The sequence below is a fragment of the Novosphingobium sp. PY1 genome, from assembly GCF_017312445.1.
Taxonomy (GTDB): domain Bacteria; phylum Pseudomonadota; class Alphaproteobacteria; order Sphingomonadales; family Sphingomonadaceae; genus Novosphingobium.
The window spans coordinates 1-18,824 of sequence record NZ_BLTI01000022.1 but is presented as its reverse complement, the minus strand read 5'-3'; the positions used below and the strand labels follow the sequence as shown (position 1 = coordinate 18,824).

The following is an 18,824-nucleotide window of genomic DNA, read 5'->3' as shown; positions in this document are numbered from 1 at the left end:
ATCGAGATCGGCCGGGCGCGGAAAGTTGTAGCGCCACACCGCCTGCCCCGTGAACTGCGGCTTCTCGGCATCGGGCAGGATCGCCTCGCGGGTCTGCGAATAGACCCCGTCTGCCCCCACCACGACGTCGAAGCGCTCTTCACGCCCGTCGCTGAACCTCACGTTCACGCCTTCGCCGTCGTCGTCGAACCGCTCGGCCGTCACGCCCAGGCGGATCTCGGCGCCAAGCTGCATGGCGCTGTCGCCCAGGACCTTCTGCAGCGCGCGCCGGCCGATGCCGACATTGGCCGGCTTGCCTTCGACCAGCGCCGGCGACGGCACCCGCGCCACGCGCGTCCCGTCGGGCAGGTAGATCTCGACCGCATCGAAGCCGCAGGCAGCACCGAGAAAGGTATCGAGCACGCCCAACTGGTCCATCGCCCGGATCACGTTCGACTGCTGGATGATGCCCACCCCATAGACCGACCACTCAGGGTCCTTCTCGATCACCGTAACCTCATGCCCCGCACGGCGCAGCGCAATCGCAGCCGAAAGGCCGCCAATACCGCCGCCAATGATCAGCGTGTTCAGATCTTTCATCGTGTTCTCAATTCTCTAATCATTTGCAGATGCATCCTTGGTGAAAGTCGGCGCTTAGACTGCATTCTTTCGGGCAATGCCTGCCAGGACATGCGCAGAGGGCTTTGGCGTGCGGGCGAAGGTCGTTCTATTCACTTCAACCAGTCCAAACTTCGGTGTGTAGCCGAAGATCCATTCGAAATTGTCGAGCAAAGACCAATGGCAATAGCCCAGTACCGGCACACCTTGCGCAATGGCTTCCGCAAGATGTTGCAGTGATGCCGGAATGAAACCGGCTCGTTGGCGATCATCGGATGTGCCGATGCCATGTTCCGTCACCAGCACGGGTACTTTCGTCTGTGACCAGGCATAGCGTACGGCCCCGGCCAACGAAGGCGGATAGATTTCGGCCCCGCGATCCGTAAGGACAGCGCCGGCAGGCGGTGACATCTGGCCCTCTGGACCTATTCTGGCCCGTTCGTAGTTCTGAACGCCTATGAAGTCATCCTCGCGAGCGACGCGAAGCCAATCATCGTAACACATGGCACGCTTCTTGGCGATCTGGCTGTCCTCGCCGAATGGCTGATCGTCTTCGATCGCCAGCGTAACCCCGACAGGAAGATCGGACCTCGCCGCCTTGATTGCCGCTTTCGCCTGGCGGTGCCCCTCCATGAGGATCGGCTGCACGGCATGCGACTGCTCTTCATTCTCAATGAATGAGCTTACGAAAGTTGATGAGCCGTAAGCCTTGATCGCCGCGGCCTGAACGACATCGTTTTTCGCAAACACGCCTGATGGCAGCTTGTAGCGCAACAGAAGCATCAGATTCGGTTCGTTAAGTGTCGTGGCGCGCTCGATACTTTCACCCAAATGCCGGGCGAGCCGGTCGCAGTAGCGCGCAAAAAGCGAGGGAGCGTCTGGGTTGATCCACCCGCCGCGCATGGCAAACCAGCGAGGGCAAGTGAAGTGATTGAAACTCACCAAAGGTTTCAAACCACGCTCACGGCATCCCTCGACCATGGCCTTGTAATGGTCGAGCATCGCCACCGAGAACTCGCCAGCTTCGGGTTCGATCCGCGCCCATTCCACCGAAAAACGGAAGGAGTTCAGACCAAGGTCCCGTACAATGTCGAGGTCGAGTGGCCAGCGATGAAAACTGTCGCATGCATCACCGGAAGGTTCCGTGAAATTCGTCGGATTCAAGTGCTCGAGAGCCCAGGTATCACTGGCGAGATTATTGCCCTCCACCTGATGGCCCGCCGTGGATGCACCCCAAAGAAAGCCGCTCGGGAATGTTCCCTTGCGCCCGTTCGGAGCCTCCCGACCGGCAATCGCCGGTCGGGAGTTTGCCGCGAGGCCCAACGCTACACTGCCCATGAGGACCTCACGCCGATTAACCCCGCTGATAGCGTTCAAGGTTTTTCCAAGCAGAGGTCCCGGGCCCTTCTTCATCAGAAGTCGAAGCCCAGGTTCAAGCCGACCGTACGCACAGAATCCAGCCCGAATTGCTGGGTGTAGGTCAGCTTTGGAGTGGCCCCGCCTCTTGAGTCGCGGGCATTGGCATCGCCCGATTCCACGCCGATCGCCGTCGGGTTGATCTTGTTGGTGCAGTTCTTGCAGAAAATCGACACGCGAAGATTATCGGCGATGCGGGCGCCAATGCTCGCCCCAAAGATGTCGATCGCATCGAGACCAGCTCCAGGTGCGCGATTGACGAGATAGTTGATCGAGGACCGGTGGTACCAGTTCCCCTGCAGGAATGGGACGATCGATCCGCTGGTCGGCACCTCGTAACGAACCTGCAGACTGGATGTGAACTTCGGTGCTGCCGGAAGTGTAAGGCCGGATGCATCGAATACGTTCACAGTGGCAGAGCAACCGTAAGTGGTCTGCGTGGGATAGCATTGGGCACCGACGAAGTCCTTGAACCTCGAGGAAAGCAGGGATCCCGAGCCGTTGATCGTCAAGCCCTCGAAGGGAGCCAGAATGACGTTTGCTTCTATACCCTTCGAAACGACCTTAGCGGCGTTCTGCACCACAAAGGTGCTCAAATTCGGGTCGAACGATTGAACCTGAAAGTTGTTGAAGTCTGTATGGAACGCTGAAAGGTTCACGACCAGGCGCCGGTCAAGGAAGCTCGACTTAACGCCGATTTCCGCAGTCTTCGAAGTTTCCTCGCGAACTACGACATCCGCGTCGGCAGTGGGAAAGCTGTCGTTGAACCCCGGTCCTTTATAACCGCGACCGTAGAAGCCGTATAGCATCACCGTCGGAGTAGCCTGGAACTGAGCCCCCAGCTTCCAGCTGAAATCGGTGTTGCTGTAGTGCGACTCGAAGCGTCCACGCGGACCACCTATCGACTGGAAATAATTGACCTGGTTTTGTGTCAGATCCAGATCGATCTTGTCATGCGTGACGCGTCCGCCGGCAATCAGCTTGAAGCCATCGATCACTTCGTAGGTCAACTGACCGAACGCGGCATAGCTCTCCGTGTCGAGGGAGTAATCACGATCACCGCCGACTTGCGACTGATTGTTGACGGAACAGACCGGCGGATTTGCGCCCGGCACCGGTGTCGCGCCTACGCAGAAGGGATAGCCGCTCAGTACAAATGCCGGAAGGTAGCTGTTACCGCCAAGCTGGCGGGACAGGTCAAGAGTGGATTTGAACCAGTAGAGACCAACTTGACCGCTCAGGCGATTTCCAGATGGAAGCGCCACGCGCAATTCATTGGAGAACTGATTGTAACTGGACTGTGATGCGTTTGTATTGAAACCATCGGCCGAGAGATAATCGCCGTCGAGCGATTGGTCCTGCTCGTAGTAGCGCCATGCGAAGAGGTTGCTGATCTCGAAGCCGGAATCGAAGGCATAGGTCACTTGACCTTGCGCACCACCGGTTTCAATATCCCTGAATTGGTCGGCGTCACCGCCGAAAAGAAGATTCTTCGATCCCGGCGTAATGCCATCGGCCGCAAGCGCAGGACCATTCGTACTGGTCGCATCGACCTGACGATAGCTGTTGTCGAAAATACCCGCGATGCCATGGCTTTCGTTGTAATCGGCAATGCCATAGAATGTCAGGCTGTCGGTCAGCTCGGCAAGATACTTGGCCTTCAACGAATAGCTCGTGGCATTGAGATCGTGCCGCGTTCCGGGACTGGGCGTACCTACGTATGTGGTTCCCGGCTCCTGATAGGAATAGAGGCCAGCAAGGCGCAGCGCCGAATTGTCGGAAATCGGGATGTTAAGCGTTTCCCGGGCAATGATGCCCGGGGCATTGCGGCCCGAACCGGGAGTATCTCGCATTGCCAATTCAAGATTCGTTGCGCTGGTATAAGCACCCAGAACCGGACGTGCCGTGACAATGTTGAGAAGACCGGCGGATGCGTTCTTTCCGAACAACAGGCCTTGCGGCCCATTAAGCACCTCGACTCGCGCCAGGTCGTTGAGGAGCGGGCTATTCAGCACCGGGCGGCCAAGGTTGACGTCGTCAATGGCCACGGCCACGCTGCTGTCAATGGTGCCGGCGAATGAAAGCGTGCCCACACCGCGCACGGCAAAGGAGTTGTCGACGCCGATCTGCAACGAAGGCGCAGCGCGTGATACCTGGGTCAGATCATTCAGATTCTGCGAGGCTAGGGTGTCTTGCGTAAGCGCCGTCACGCTGACTGGCACGCGCTGGATGCTTTCGCTGCGGCGCTGCGCAGTCACGATGATTTCGGTGCCTGCCCCTTCAGCTGCAGCCGCATCGACTTCCTGCGCCTGCGCCGACGCGCCACCCAGAAAGGTGGCGGAAAGAAGTATGGCGGTGAATGTGGTTCGCATATTCGGGGTCCTCCCTATCGCCCTTTGCTTTGGACTTGCGCGTGTGCTTAGCCCCGAAAAATGATCGACAAAAACTAATTGATCAACTCGGTAACGATTTGGTACCCAAATTGGTTAGACCTAAGTGCCACAAGAACCACGCGGAGTATCGAGATGCGTTTCAAGGGAATGGACCTGAACTTGCTCGTGGCTTTCGAGGCACTTATGGAGACCCGCAACACGGCCCGGGCAGGCGAGAAGATCGGTCTGAGCCAGCCGGCAACGAGCGCCGCACTCTCCCGACTGCGCGCCTACTTTCGCGATGAACTGTTGGTCGTCAAAGGACGGCGGATGTTTCCGACTCCGCTGGCGGAAACACTGTTGCCGCGGGTCAGGGCATGCCTGCGCAGTGCCGAATCGGTGATTTCGACATCCAGCCAGTTCGATCCGGCCCGTGCGGAACGATTGTTCCGCATTGTCGCATCCGACTATGTTTCGGCGGCGTTACTAAGCCCACTCCTGCGGTCGCTGGAGACGAGCGCTCCTGGTGTCATGCTGGATCTGATGCCGCCCGAAAGTCATTCCGCCGACTTGCTGCGGCGCGGTGCAGTCGACCTCATGATTACACCGAGCGAGTATGGTTCGAGCGGTTTGCCGACAGAACCGCTCTATGAAGATAATTTCGTCGTGGCAGGGTGCCTGGACCACCCGTTGTTCGCTTCGCAATTCACAATGGAGGACATCTTCACGTATGGCCATATCGCCGTTTCACTGGGTGAAACGGGCTCCACGACAGTGGGCGATAGGCAGCTGAACTTATTGGGTCATGCCAGGAAAGTGGATATTATCGCCCATTCATTCACTGTTGTTCCATGGATGCTTGTCGGCACGCAAAGACTTGCCATTATGCATGAACGACTGGCTCATATCGCCGCCAGTCATTTCAGCATCACTTACAGGCCACTGCCACAGGCAATTGAGCCGCTTCGCCAGATCATCCAATATCATGAGACCCGCGCAAGCGATCCTGGGCTGCGCTGGCTGATCGACTTGATCAGGGCAGAGGTCAAATCACCCATATGAACGTCCGGCCGACCCTTTTGGAGATCGCAAGAGCCCCCACAGGACGCATGCCCCCAGCAGATCCAGGCAACCGAGGGCTACGAACAAGGGTGCGTAACCGAACTGGTCGGCGCTCTGGCCAATGAGGAAAGTGAAGAGCATACCGCCGATCCAGGCGATTGAACCTGCCATGCCGCTGGCGGTCCCGACCGCTCGGGTGTCAAATATGTCCGCGCACAAGGTGATGAGCGCTCCGTTCAACATCTGGTGGGCAAAGCCGCCTACGCAAAAGAGAGCAATTGCAAGACCGGGGGAACCGGCCAGTCCGATGCAGGCCGGGCCGATCATGCACAATGCACCGACTGTCATCGTCACCTTGCGCGACGCAATCATTCCCGCGCCGCGTCGCATCAGCGCATTGGGCAAAATACCTGCCGCCAACGAACCGAAGTCGGCTGCCAGGAAAGGAAGCCAGGCCCACAGCGCGATATCGCGCAAGTTCAGGCCCCATACCGATACGAGGTAGAGCGGTATGAAGAAATTGAAGGTCTGCCATGCCGGCTCGGCCAGAAACCTTGGCACGGCGATTGCCCAGAACCCTCGGCTTCTCAATACCGCACCGCGCGTCGCCGGACGCGCTTCTCCCTCTTGCCCCCGATCATTCTTGCTCAGCTCTTCCAATTCGCCGGGCGTTATTGCGGGATGCTCATCCGGCTTGCGGTAGCCGAACCACCACAGCAGGGCCCAGGCCACGCTGAGACCGCCGGTAATCAGGAACGCCTCCTGCCAGCCCCACCAAAGGATGCAAAAGGCAACAAGCGGCGGGGCGAGCATCGAGCCCACACTCGTACCCATCTGAAAACAGCTTGTCGCCAGTGGACGCTGATGCGCCGGAAACCATTCAGAAGTCACTTTCGCGCCGGCCGGAATGGCGGCGGCTTCGGTCGCCCCAAGTGCCGCACGGAATGCCGCCAGGCTCGGCCAACCGGTGGCAAGGGCATGTCCCATGTTGGCCAGAGCCCATCCCATGGCGAAAATGAAGAAACCGAGCCGGGTTCCCAGGGAGTCCAGCAAGGCACCGGCCACCGTCTGCATCGCCGTATAGCTTGCCTGGAAGGCCAGCACGACCCAGCTGTATTGCTCGGTCGTCATGCCGAACTCATCCTTGAGCGTCGGCGCTGCGACTGAAAGCGTTGAGCGCGCCAGATAGTTCATGATCGTGCCCAAGGTGACCAGGCCGATCATCCACCAACGCAGCTTACCTTTGAAGATGGCCATGATTTCCTACTTCTAATGCTTGAGAATCAGGCGCTGGGGCGCACTTCAATGGTTGAGACGATTGCATCGCCCTTGCGGGGCAGGAACTGCAGATCGATCGCGTTTTCGGTGACATCCAATGTGACCGTGCGAGCGACCAGCGTGATTGGCGCCCCAGCTTCCTTGGCCACATCCAAGGCGGCAATAACGGTCTTTCCGTTGGCCTTCACATCGAAGACGCGCTCTCCCGCAGTGGCCTTCGGTTCTAAGAAACGCAGGGTTATGCTGTAGCGGCCTGGCTCAACCGGGAGGCGGTAGCTGAAGGTGCCTTCCCGGAAGGTAGCGAGCTGCGCATGTTCCTCATCGGGGACGATGGGGGCAAGAACAGGTGGTCGTCCGCGTGGATGCTGGTCGGTCGAGCCCGCCCTTCCCCCATTGAAGAACGTATCCGATCCGTAACCCGGCGCAGCGACGAGCGCACCGCTATCGATATAGTAGGCGCTGGCCCTCGAGGCATCGAGGTTCCACGAAACGGCATCTCGCACGTCCCTGTCGGCAAAGCTTCCCACTGCCTCCACCGTGTTGGCGCCTGCACTCAGCTGCACACCGGACCAGACACAAACGAGGTTATCGCATTTGCCCTGCTCACCGAGATCCTTGCCGTTCAAGAACAGCTTGGTGCGAGGAGCGTTACTGTAAACGCTGATATCGGTCGTGGGATAAGCGCGCTGAACGTAACGGCGGCCATTCACATGAACGGTAGGCTGATCCGACCAGTGCGCGCGATAGTAATAGAACGCGTCCTTGCGGATTCGCCCGTCATAGCTGACCAGCCCCTTGGTATTGATATCCTTGGCGTCCCCTTCCGTTCGCGTCACCGTCGCGAAATCGAACGCGTTCCACAGCCAGCTGGCAAAGAGGAACGGTCGCTCCTCGAGGTACGGCCATGTCTTTTCATGCAGCCAGGATTGATATTCCTCCGGCTGATCGTGCCCGCCCATGTCGAAAGGACCGCCCAGCGGGTTGTCCGTATGGATCGAAAGGGCCCCACCTGCACCATATTCGGTAATCGCCTGGGGTTGCGATGGCCGTTTTGCATGCAAAGCATCGAAATGCGGGCCTACTTCCTCCGGCTTTCCGTAATACCAGCCGAAATAGCGGTTGCCGCCCGAAACCGGGACGGCATTGGCGACTGTCGGCACATCGGGCATATCTCGGTCTTCACAGCACGTAGCGAGCGCAGCGGACCGATCCGGATCTTCGCGCCGGACAATGGCCGCAAGCTCTTCCAGCATCGGGGTCGGATCGCTCGGACTGACCTTCAATCCACGACCAAGAAAATCCGGACGCATCGGTCCAAAGTCAACTTCGTTGGCAATACCCCACAGTGCAACGGAGGGATGATTGTAATTCTGGCGGATCAGCTCGACCAATTGCTGCCGGGCCTGTGCCATGATTTCAGGGGGCGCATCGCCCTGCGCCTGGTCCAGCGTCCAGGCCGTGACAAGCGCGATTTCATCCCAGAGAACCAGTCCGTATTTGTCTGCCAGGTCATGAATCGGCTGGCCATGCTGATAGTGTGTCAGCCTGATGGTATTCGCGCCCATGTCGCGGACGGTCTCAAAGCGATCCGCGATCTGGGACTTTGTCATCGCCCAGCCGGATTCCATACCGTCCTGGTGCAACCCTACGCCGTGGAGCGCAACATGCTGGCCATTGATGAAAAAGCCCTTTTCCGGGTCGATCCGGAACTGCCGGATCCCGAACGATTGCTTGGCACGGTCAAGCAACCGACCATTGCCGTCGCGCAGTTCGGATTCGAGCGAATAGAGATAGGGGTCCGCCGTTCCCTGCCAAAGGTGCGCATCGGGCACCGTCAATTCCTGCGAGACCTCGACCTTCGCACCGCTCTGCAGATGGAACGGCGATACCGAGCGCGCGACAATCGTGCCGTCAGCCGCGACAAGACGCGTCACGACACTGCCTTGCACTGGACCGGAACGCTCGGTGGAAAGTTTGGACTCCACGGATACCGTCGCAGCGCCTGACGCAATGCTCTGAGTCCGGGCATAGATTCCGGGGCCACCGAAATCGTCCATGGCAAAATGCGTGGCATCGGTCACAATCAACCGCACGGGACGGTATAGTCCGCCCTGAACGAAGAAATCCCCTGCCAGCGGCAGCGTGTTGGCCGTCGCATTGCCCGGCTGAGGTTCGCTATTGTCTACCCTAACTGCCAGGAAATTGCGCCCTCCCTTACGGATCGCATCGGTCGCGTCGAAACGAAACCGCGAGAAGCCGCCGGCATGTGCGCCCAATCGTTTGCCATTGAGCCACACTTCGGCAGTGCGGCTCGCTGCATCGAATTCAAGCCAAACTCTCTTGGTGGGCCCGACCGCCGGACTAACAAAGGAAAGGCGATACCACGCCACCCCCATATACTTGTCGATCTTACGCCCGGAGGAGCCCGGGACATGGGCGGAGGCGTCGTACTCACCAATCCTGTTCCATGTGTGCGGAACCGTGACAGTCGCCCAGTCTCGATCGTCGAACTCGGGAGATTGCGCAGGGATGTCTCCCTTGCGGAAGCGCCAACCCTCGCCAAGTTCAACGACGGTTCGCAATCCGTCCGCCTGTTGCGCGTGGGATGCAGCTAAGGCCGGCGTAGTCACAGGGAGTAGGCAGGCCCCGGCAATCGCCATCCAAGCCAGTCGATCATATTTCACCAAGACCATCTCCCTCGTCTCGTTTCTTTCATGCCACCGGCGCGATCCAGCGCTGCCGGATCTGGAGTTATCGCCTTGGCTCTGCAGGAGCATTCGGCTCGGTGCGCCCATAAGGCGCCGAAGGATCGCGCTGCGGAATGGCGCCCGGATGCATGACGCACCAGCCGGCAAGCCTATGTCCGGCCAGCGCGGACTCGAGTACCGATGCGCCGCGCATGCGTGCTGCCAGGTAAGCGGCGTTGAAGGCGTCCCCTGCCCCGCTCGTATCGACAGGCGTAACAGCCAAGGGCACGGCACAGGCATTTCCGTTGGGAAGCATGCAGCCGCGCGCGCCCAGTTTCACGATCACTTCCTCGCAGCCCAGCCCTTGCCAATGCGCAGCGACGGCGACTTCGTCTCGCGCATCGCACAGCTGTGCTTCATCTTCAAAAGTAGGCAGACCGATATTGGCGAGCGCGATGGCCTGATCACGCCAGTATTGCGCCGCTTCGCGCGATTCCCAGAGCAAGGGGCGGTAGTTGCTGTCGAAAGCGACAAGTCCTCCCGCCTCTCGCACCGCCTTTGCCAGAAGGATGAGGTCCCTGCGGCCCTGCGGCGGCAGGATCGCCATCGAGATCAGCGAGAAATAGAGCAGATCGGCCGTTTCGGCCTTGGCGATTGCCTCCTCGATCTCGGAGATCTCGAACATGGCCCGTGCCGCGCTGCTTTCTCGCCAATAGGTGAAGCTGCGCTCGCCTTCGAGGTTGGTCGAGATCGCGTAGAGACCGGGTCGACGCGTCGGGTGGGTCGCGACAAGGCTGCAATCGATCCCTTCGCTTTCCCAGGCGCGGCGCAAGTTCTCACTGAACGGACAACTGCCCAATGCAGTCATGTAGGAGACCCGGTGGCCGGACCGTGACAGGTGCACTGCTGTGTTGAGGGTATCTCCCCCAAATCCCATGCGCCAGCCTTCGGCTCCGCCGGGTTGGCGCGAGAGTTCCAGCATGCATTCGCCGAGGCAGACGATCCTGCGCACTTCAGTCATTCCCAACCAGCGATCTCACCAGTTCCACATCGTGCCATCCTCGAGCCGCGCGACCGGCAGATAGGCTGGCTTGTAAGGGTATTTTGCGGCGAGGTTCTCATCGATGTCCACACCATGCCCCGGGGTTTCGCCGACGAACAGCTCGCCCTTGTCGAACCGGTAATCGTGCGGGAATACCGCGTCCGTTTCCTCGGTGTGACGCATGTACTCCTGGATACCGAAGTTGGGCACCCAGGTGTCGAAATGCAGCGCACATCCCATGGTGATCGGCGACAGGTCGGTGGCACCATGGCAGCCGGTGCGGATCTGGTAGAGAGCCGCCAGGTCTGCGATCCGACGCAGATGCGTGATCCCGCCTGCCCCGACTACCGTTGTACGAATATAGTCGATGAGCTGGTTCTGGATGAGGTCCTTGGCGTCCCAGATCGTATTGAAGATCTCTCCCACCGCCAGCGGGGTGACGGTATGCTGACGCACGAGCCTGAAAGCTTCCTGGTTCTCGGCCGGCGTGCAATCCTCAAGCCAGAAGAGCTGGTAGGGCTCAAGCATCTTGCCGAGATTTGCCGCCTCTTGCGGGGTGTAGCGGTGATGTCCGTCGTGCAGCAGGTGGTGATCGAAACCGTAAGTCTTGCGAAGTTCCTCGAAGAGCTTGGGCACATAGTTCAGCGCCTTGCGCGTATCCCAGCCCGTCACCGAAGGAAGCGCAGCGTCAGCCGGTTCGTAGTAAAGCTTCCCGCGCCCCACGCCATAGGCGTCCTTGATGCCCGGAACACCGGTTTGTGCGCGGATCGCCTTATAACCCATGTCGATATAGTGGCCCACCGCCTCGACGGTCTCACCAATGTCGGAGCCATTGGCATGACCATAGACCATCACGCCGTCACGACTGCGCCCACCGAGCAATTGATACAGCGGCATCCCGGCCATCTTGGCCTTGATATCCCATAGCGCCATGTCGACTGCGGCGATCGCCCGCATGGTGACCGGCCCGCGCCGCCAGTAGGCTCCGCGGTACAGGTATTGCCAGATATCCTCGATCCTGCGCGGATCCATGCCGATCAGGCAAGGAATGACGTGATCTTCAAGATAAGCGACGACCGCAGTCTCACGCCCGTTGAGAGTGCCATCCCCGATGCCGTAAACGCCCTGGTCCGTGATGATCTTGAGCGTGACGAAGTTCCGTCCCGGGCACGTCACAATTACCCTGGCAGACTCAATTTTCATGGTGGCCACTTCCCTCGGAACCGTAGACTTGTATGAACCGGAATTCTTGACACCGCCGCATTGGTCTGTCAATAGGATTGTAACTGGTTTGACCAATATACGGCAGGCGATAAGTGGCAGAAAACTCAGGACCGCCCTCCCCCCACCGGGTCCCCGCCATGGGACGCTCGATGATCAAAGTCAGTCGGGGCCACCCGGCTCTTCGCGGGCTTTATCGCCGTCCTTGATAACCTGCCTGTGACAAACGATGAACAGGCGATGGATAGGAAGCGCCAAGACAATGACCCGCCGCCAGTTTGATGCGCCTCTTGCACGGTGAATGAAATGACCAGAACACTCGAATTGCACCCGGACCGGTTGCTGCCTGCCGACCCTTCGACTCGCGCCATCGCCCGCGAGCTCTATCAAAGCATCGCTTCGCTGCCGATCATCAGCCCGCACGGACATACGGACCCGCATTGGTTTGCCGCCAATGAAACATTTGGCAACGCTGCAGACCTGCTCCTTGCCCCTGATCACTATGTGTTCCGGATGCTCTATTCCCAAGGTGTAGATCTGCAAGATCTGGGAATTGGCAAGTCCGATGCCGATCCGCGCGAGGCGTGGCGTCTCTTTGCAGAGCGATACCACCTGTTCCGCGGTACGCCTTCGCGCATATGGCTGGATTGGGTCTTCGCAGAAGCTTTCGGGATCGACGTCATCCTGGAAGCGCGGACCAGCGACCTGTACTTCGACGCGATAACAGCCAAACTGGCCACGGATGCATTTCGCCCACGTGCGCTTTTCGAACGTTTCAACATCGAAGTCATCGCGACGACAGAAGGGCCGCTCGACCGGCTTGAACACCATCAGGCCATTCGCAAGTCGGGTTGGTCGGGACGCGTCATCACGGCCTATCGTCCGGATCCGGTCGTCGATCCGGAGTTCGAGGGCTTTCACGACAACCTGACCAGACTGTCGGAACTGACCGATGAAGATTGTCATTCCTGGACCGGATATCTTGAAGCGCACCGCAAGCGGCGGGCTTTCTTCGGACAAATGGGGGCGACGAGCACCGATCACGGTCACCCGACTGCACGCACGGCCGACCTCTCGGCTGGCGAAGCCGAGGACCTGTTTGCGCGCGTCATAAGGAAGAACTGCAGTGCGGCAGACGCGGAACTCTTCCGCGCGCAGATGTTGACCGAAATGGCAGCCATGAGCCTTGACGACGGGCTCGTCATGCAACTTCATCCCGGTGCCTATCGCAATCACAACAGAGACATCTTCAAGGCCTTCGGACGGGATAAGGGAGCGGACATTCCTTCACGCACCGAATACGTCTCTGCCTTGAAGCCCCTGCTGGATCGCTTCGGCAACCGCCCGGACTTCACGCTGATCCTCTTCACCCTCGATGAGAGCGTCTATGCGCGCGAACTGGCACCTCTGGCCGGGCATTACCCCTGTCTCCGGCTCGGGCCCGCGTGGTGGTTCCACGACAGTCCGGAGGGCATGCGACGCTTCCGCAAGGCAACGACGGAGACCGCCGGCTTCTACAATACGGTCGGCTTCAACGACGACACACGTGCCTTTCTCTCGATCCCGGCCCGGCACGATCTTGCCCGCCGCATAGATTGCGGTTTCCTCGCCGAACTGGTGGCCGAGCATCGGCTGAACGACTGGGAGGCCGCCGAGTTGGCCCAGGACCTTGCCTACAATCTCGCCAAGAAGGCCTATAAGCTGTGATATCAAGACGAACCGATCGAACCGCGCTGCAGCAAATTCAAGTGCAGGAACGATTTGCTTACGATCGGGACCGCGGGACGGTGGGTATCGTCCACTTCGGGATTGGCGCATTCCATCGTGCGCATCAGGCCTGGTATACGGACAAGGCCATGGATGCTGGCGACAGCGAGTGGATGATCCTGGGCGTTTCGCTGCGATCTGCCGGCGTTTCACTCGAGATGAAGCCTCAAGACGGCCTCTACACGGTGACCGAGCGCTCAGGGGAAGACATGCGATCACGCCTCGTCGGCGCAGTCCAGGACGTGCTGCTTGCGCCAAATGAAAGTGATCGGTTGATACGGCAACTTGCGGACCCGCAAACCCGGATCGTTACATTTACCGTTACCGAAAAGGGCTATTGCCAAACCCCGGAAGGCGCACTCGACTTCTCGCGTACGGATGAAGGCAGTTTTTATCCCTACCTTGCCCAGGCCATGAGGCTTCGCAGCGAGGCCGGCATTTCCGGGCTTACCTTGCTCAGTTGCGACAATCTTTCGCACAATGGTCGCCAATTGAAGCGCCTCATACGCCAATACCTCGAAGCCCGCGCGCCTGATTTGATGACCTGGTTCGAGAATGAATGCCGCTGCCCCTCCTCCATGGTCGACCGCATCGTTCCGGCTCCTACCGATGCCGATCGAGCGGGGCTTGCGGAGCGCCTGGGCACGGAAGATCGTGCTGCCGTATTCACCGAGCCATTCAGTCAATGGGTCATCGAAGACGATTTTGCAGGGGAGCGCCCGCGCTGGGAACGGGCCGGGGCTGAGCTGGTCGCCGATGTGTCATCATTCGAAACGGCGAAACTGCGCATGCTCAACGGCGCGCACTCTGCACTTGCCTATCTGGGGCTTCGGGCAGGACATGACTATGTACATGAAGCTATCACCGATATGCGCCTGCGTCCCATCGTGGAAGGGCTCATGCGAGATGAAGCCGCGCCGACGATATCCGTATCTCCCGGCCAGGACCTCGCAGCTTATGCGACCTCCCTGCTCGACCGCTTCACCAACTCTGCCCTGAACCACCGCTTGGCCCAGATTGCGATGGACGGCAGCCAGAAAATCCCGCAGCGCTGGCTGGAAACGCTTGAAGCTAACCGGCAAATGGGACGTCCCTGTCCCTCGATCATTGCAGCCCTGAAGGCGTGGTTCGACCATTTGCGTGGAATGAACGGCAAAGTGGAAGATCCATTGTCGGATCAACTGGCCAAGCTTGCAAAGGAGAGTTCGAACTCTTCTCTCGCGCACTCGTTGTTCGGCTGCCAGGGCATTCTGGCAGGAACCTGGAATATTTCGAACGACGAATTGAACGCTGCATTCGCCGAGTAACGGCCTTGCCAATGTTCATCTGGGCCCAAGGCGCGCTGATCAAAGCCGGATGAGGCCGGTGGCCGCAAGAGCCGGCGCATGCGACGTGGAAGCATGTCGAAGTGTGCATTCGCACAGGCCAATCTCGACAACCAACGCGCAGCCCGTTCGCGCGATCTCTCTTGTACACCTTCGGCCTTACGTGCAGCTATACCGAGGTGGTTATAACTTCCCCTCAGGCTTTGCATAAGCAGGCGGGGAGAGCGCTCACATCCTCGAAACGACGGTGAGGACATCGGCGCTCAACCCAAAACCTCCAGGAAATTTGCAATCAAAAGCGCAGCTATTTCAGACAAGGGCTCGTCAAGGCCGCAATAGCCTTCGAATGCACGCACAAGATCGCCGCCTCAAGACAAGGTGCGAGAGCAAAGTCGCCGCCGCTACAGCTTGAGCCTCTGAAAAGCGGCCTCATGACACGCAACGCGGGCTCTCCATACGCAATGGATGATATCCCCGCATCGACCGTACCTGCGCTGGCGTCATCAGCACACCTGGATGACAAGAACACCCATTCAACCTGCACCAGAACTATAGTTTTCGGGGATTTTTGACTTGTCAGTGAAATTCGACTTCGCCAGGCTTGCTCTTGTCAGCGGTTTCTCGCTCGCCGGTGGTTTGACTGTATTCGCGGAACAGGCGAATGCGGCGCCCTACAGCGACTATGCATCGACCCAAGGTGAAACGGCGATCGCGGGCGTGCTAGACCAGATCGCAACGCCGAGCGCGACACCTTATGGTCCGTTGCTTCAATCCATCGACGACCTTCCCGACGCCGCGTCGCAGGCTGACGCGCTGGGGCAGCTTACGCCGCGGGCCTACACGCTGCTGCCCCGGCTTGCGATCCAGTCGATGGACAGTGCTGACAGGCAAGTCCGCGACTACCTGGCCGAGCGCCGGGACCGGATGCTCGACGCTCCGGCTGGCTCTGTACCGACCGGAGAAGAAAGCATCACCTTCATGCTGACCGGCGGCCTCAAGCAAGGCAATTACAAGGCGCGGGCAGACAGGCCTTCCGCCAACTCTGACAGCCGCTCGATCCGCGCCGGAATTGATGTTACCGCGATGGAAGGACTCATCCTTGGCGCCACGATCGGCATTGACGGCATCGACGCCAATCTCGATCGCGCCCAACACCCGCGCATTACCCAGTTCAATGCCAGTGTCGGGCCATACGCCAGCTACACCAACGGTAAAATCTATGCCGATGCGACAGCGGCCTATAGCCTGAGCCAGTACAAGTTGCGCCGACAGGTCGCTTGGTCGGGCTTTTCGGACCAGCTTCGGGCAGGCGTGGAAGGCGATAACGCCTCGGCGACGGTCGAAGTTGGCGGCATCCTGCAGACCGGCGTCCTTCGGGCGCAACCTTTCGTCGGGCTGCAGTATCGCTACGCCGATGTAAGCGGGTTCATCGAGTATGGCGGCGATGCCGCATTGGCCGTTGCCGGATACAAGACGGAATCGGTACGCAGCAGTCTCGGCTTGCGAACATCGGCTGGACTGGAGCGCGGTTCCTGGAATATCCGGCCCACTGTTCGGGCTGAATGGCAACGGGAACTCAATTCCCGTCCGGACAGCCGGGTCGAAGCCGCTTTCGCAAACGGCGACCTCCCGATCTTCACCTTGAAATCCTCACGCATGGCAAGGGATGCCGCGATCGTGGGGGCGGGACTTAGCGCTGTCTACAATGACCGCACTGCAATCCGGATCGGCTACGATGGCGAATTCGCCTCCGACCGCCATATCCATGCCTTCACCCTCACCGCGAGCCGCCGCTTCTGAACCAAACCGTCCAGCGTCGCTAACCTTCGGATTGGAGAGCCGAATTGCGGCCGGAATGAACATGATTGCGCAAGGCCTCCAGTGGGGAGAGGCTGTATGGTAACGTTTTGACGTTGAAAGCGGAGTGCTTGATGGCAGGCTTCTTAAGAGACATCCTCACGACACTGTCATACGAGCCTGCCGCTGCCGACCAGATTCCTGCGGACGGGGCCGCGCTGTCCCGCCTCGATCAACGGCTGGCCGGTTTCGTTCAGAATTCCGGGCAGAACCGCAGCGCAATCACCATCCGGCCGAACGACTGTTCCGTCTGGGACGGGAACCCCAGGGATCAACCCGGCCTGACCTCGGAGAACTGCCGCTCCCTGATCGAATCAATTGCCCAGGAGGACGGGAACCGCATTCCAGTCCTGGTGCGGCGCAACCCACCCGGGAGCGACGCGCCATACGAACTGATCGTTGGCAGTCGCCGGCGCTTTTCGGTCGATTGGCTCAACCACAACGGCCGCCCCGAAATACGCCTCAACGCCCTCGTCGTCGATCTCAGCGACGAGGAAGCGTTTCGCCTTGCCGACATCGAAAACCGCGAGCGCGAGGACATCACCGAGTTGGATCGGGCACGCAGCTATCAAAATGCGGTCGATCGGTTTTATGGGGGAGTTCAGTCGCGCATGGCAACTGCGCTCAATCTTTCGAACAGCCAGCTGAGCCGGCTACTTGCCTTGGCCCAGATGCCGGAAGAGGTGGTCGACGCCTTCGCAACGCGAGACGAGTTGCGCGTACGGCATTCGGAAGTGCTGACGCCGCTACTGCGCAGGCCTGAGCAGTGCCAGCGGATCCTCGTTGCCGCCCGGGAGATCGGAACGGAACAGCAACGACTCGCTGCAAGCGGAGAACGCATGATCGCTGCTGCTGCGGTGCTCCAACGCCTGAAGGAGGCAGGGACAAGCGGCGATCGCAAAGGTCATGCCGAGACGCCCATAATCATCGGCAATTCACGCGTGGGCAAAGTCAAACCGGCCCGTGACGGATTGGCAGTCGACATGGTCGTTTCGGATGAAACCGACATAGACGAGCTCCTGCACCGGGTCCGCGCAGCGATCCTCGCGAGCCGCGATCGGTCGGCTGCGTCACATGCCATAGCGCTCGACCGAGCCGACGCCTGAAGGAGAACGTCACAACTGGGCCGGGACCGGATCGGGACTGATCCGATCTTTGGCTGCCGCATCTACGCGATAACCTAAGCTGGGGGAGTTGGCGATATCCCGGGGCGAAAGTCCCGGGATATCGTTTTTCTGGTTACGTTAACGTGGGCCAAGCCGCTCTGAGCGGTTCCTGTCCGTTCGCCAAGCCGTCACACACCCGATTCCGGCAGTCTGTACTACCATTGTGCGAACGAACAGCAGCGCCCGTTCCAAGCCTTGCCGCAATTGCAGCCGGATCGGCCATATTTTAAAGAACCGACCCATTGCGCGGGGCATGCATGCTTTTGCCCAATATTGCGTCAGTTTGAGTTGATTTGCCCCTCGTTCCATGAACATCCGGCGTGCCCGGGGCACTTTTGCGTGGCTGAAAGGCTCCTTCCCGAAACGAGATGCGCCGCTTGTACAAGACAAGCATCCCGCTGAACCGACGCGGTTTCTTCTAAACGCGCGTCCGATCATTCCGGCTCTTAGGCTGCTTACGGAATTCGGGCACACTTTTATGGAGAAGCCAGACATGCCGGGCAATTATTCGCACCGTTCGGCAAGGCACCTGCTGCTTTGCGCAACAACCATTCCTCTTTTTCTGCTGGGAGCCTGCGCCGACGGAGTCGGTTTCAAGGTCGGTGCTGGGGGCGGCGGTTCGCCGTCCGGCCCGACAGATCCCGGTGGTCCTTCCGGGCCCACCGATCCATCCGGCCCGACAGATCCCAGCGGTCCTTCCGGGCCCACCGATCCATCCGGCCCGACGGACCCTAGCGGTCCTTCCGGGCCCACCGATCCATCCGGCCCGACAGATCCCAGCGGTCCTTCCGGGCCCACCGATCCATCCGGCCCGACAGATCCCAGCGGTCCTACCGGACCCACCGATCCATCCGGCCCGACGGACCCCAGCGGTCCTTCCGGGCCCACCGACCCTTCCGGCCCGACGGATCCCAGCGGTCCTTCCGGACCCACCGATCCATCCGGCCCGACGGACCCCAGCGGTCCTACCGGGCCCACCGATCCATCCGGCCCGACGGACCCCAGCGGTCCTACCGGACCCACCGATCCATCCG

12 protein-coding genes are annotated in these 18,824 nt (G+C 59.8%); 5 read left to right on the top strand and 7 right to left on the bottom strand.

What is annotated here, in order from left to right; translation table 11 throughout:
- The 3 genes from J3474_RS21965 to J3474_RS21955 all read right to left on the bottom strand — a co-directional run.
- Positions 1 to 579: FAD-dependent oxidoreductase (locus J3474_RS21965; RefSeq protein ID WP_207095634.1), on the bottom strand; the 579-nt coding region annotated here is incomplete at its 3' end.
- A gap of 54 nt (positions 580 to 633) precedes the next feature.
- Complete coding sequence (locus J3474_RS21960; RefSeq protein WP_207095633.1) at positions 634 to 2,010, bottom strand: glycoside hydrolase family 1 protein; 1,377 nt, start codon at positions 2,008 to 2,010, stop codon at positions 634 to 636.
- Positions 2,010 to 4,385 (bottom strand): TonB-dependent receptor, encoded by a 2,376-nt coding sequence (locus J3474_RS21955; RefSeq protein ID WP_207095632.1) that lies wholly within the window; start codon positions 4,383 to 4,385, stop codon positions 2,010 to 2,012. Before J3474_RS21955 ends, J3474_RS21960 begins: the two co-directional genes overlap by 1 nt.
- A gap of 153 nt (positions 4,386 to 4,538) precedes the next feature.
- Between J3474_RS21955 and J3474_RS21950 the strand changes: the two genes are divergently transcribed.
- Positions 4,539 to 5,447 carry a LysR family transcriptional regulator gene (locus J3474_RS21950; protein WP_207095631.1) on the top strand — a complete coding sequence of 303 codons (909 nt, stop codon included), beginning with the start codon at positions 4,539 to 4,541 and terminating at the stop codon, positions 5,445 to 5,447.
- Here the strand turns inward: J3474_RS21950 and J3474_RS21945 are convergent.
- The 4 genes from J3474_RS21945 to manD form a co-directional block, all read right to left on the bottom strand.
- A complete protein-coding gene (locus J3474_RS21945; protein ID WP_207095630.1) occupies positions 5,436 to 6,704 on the bottom strand; it encodes an MFS transporter in 1,269 nt (422 codons plus the stop codon). The genes J3474_RS21950 and J3474_RS21945 overlap by 12 nt on opposite strands.
- A gap of 26 nt (positions 6,705 to 6,730) precedes the next feature.
- Positions 6,731 to 9,355: a glycoside hydrolase family 2 TIM barrel-domain containing protein gene (locus J3474_RS21940; RefSeq protein ID WP_242528569.1), complete on the bottom strand. Its 2,625-nt coding sequence runs from the start codon at positions 9,353 to 9,355 to the stop codon at positions 6,731 to 6,733.
- A gap of 121 nt (positions 9,356 to 9,476) precedes the next feature.
- Entirely contained in the window at positions 9,477 to 10,433 is a 957-nt protein-coding gene (locus J3474_RS21935; protein WP_207095629.1) for a sugar kinase, read from the bottom strand.
- 15 nt (positions 10,434 to 10,448) lie between these two features.
- Positions 10,449 to 11,657 carry a mannonate dehydratase gene (gene manD / locus J3474_RS21930; RefSeq protein WP_207095628.1) on the bottom strand — a complete coding sequence of 403 codons (1,209 nt, stop codon included), beginning with the start codon at positions 11,655 to 11,657 and terminating at the stop codon, positions 10,449 to 10,451.
- Positions 11,658 to 11,981: 324 nt separating this feature from the next.
- On the opposite strand from manD, the gene uxaC reads away from it, so the two are divergent.
- From uxaC to J3474_RS21910, 4 genes are all read left to right on the top strand, one after another.
- On the top strand, positions 11,982 to 13,382 hold the full coding sequence (gene uxaC / locus J3474_RS21925) for a glucuronate isomerase (protein ID WP_207095627.1): 1,401 nt from the start codon (positions 11,982 to 11,984) through the stop codon (positions 13,380 to 13,382).
- Positions 13,383 to 13,462: 80 nt separating this feature from the next.
- Entirely contained in the window at positions 13,463 to 14,749 is a 1,287-nt protein-coding gene (locus J3474_RS21920) for a mannitol dehydrogenase family protein (protein ID WP_242528568.1), read from the top strand.
- Positions 14,750 to 15,346: 597 nt separating this feature from the next.
- Positions 15,347 to 16,567 (top strand): autotransporter domain-containing protein, encoded by a 1,221-nt coding sequence (locus J3474_RS21915; protein ID WP_242528571.1) that lies wholly within the window; start codon positions 15,347 to 15,349, stop codon positions 16,565 to 16,567.
- A 65-nt stretch (positions 16,568 to 16,632) separates the two neighbouring features.
- The gene (locus J3474_RS21910) at positions 16,633 to 17,730 is read left to right on the top strand and encodes a ParB/RepB/Spo0J family partition protein (protein ID WP_242528566.1); all 1,098 of its coding nucleotides are present in this window, start codon (positions 16,633 to 16,635) and stop codon (positions 17,728 to 17,730) included.
- Positions 17,731 to 18,824: the final 1,094 nt, after the last annotated feature.

Bases quoted from the DNA above. Each gene is read 5' to 3' on its own strand.
- uxaC (WP_207095627.1), top strand. From the start codon at position 11,982: ATGACCAGAACACTCGAATTGCACCCGGACCGGTTGCTGCCTGCCGAC.
- manD (WP_207095628.1), bottom strand. From the start codon at position 11,657: ATGAAAATTGAGTCTGCCAGGGTAATTGTGACGTGCCCGGGACGGAAC.
- J3474_RS21955 (WP_207095632.1), bottom strand. From the start codon at position 4,385: ATGCGAACCACATTCACCGCCATACTTCTTTCCGCCACCTTTCTGGGT.
- J3474_RS21945 (WP_207095630.1), bottom strand. From the start codon at position 6,704: ATGGCCATCTTCAAAGGTAAGCTGCGTTGGTGGATGATCGGCCTGGTC.
- J3474_RS21950 (WP_207095631.1), top strand. From the start codon at position 4,539: ATGCGTTTCAAGGGAATGGACCTGAACTTGCTCGTGGCTTTCGAGGCA.
- J3474_RS21935 (WP_207095629.1), bottom strand. From the start codon at position 10,433: ATGACTGAAGTGCGCAGGATCGTCTGCCTCGGCGAATGCATGCTGGAA.
- J3474_RS21960 (WP_207095633.1), bottom strand. From the start codon at position 2,010: ATGAAGAAGGGCCCGGGACCTCTGCTTGGAAAAACCTTGAACGCTATC.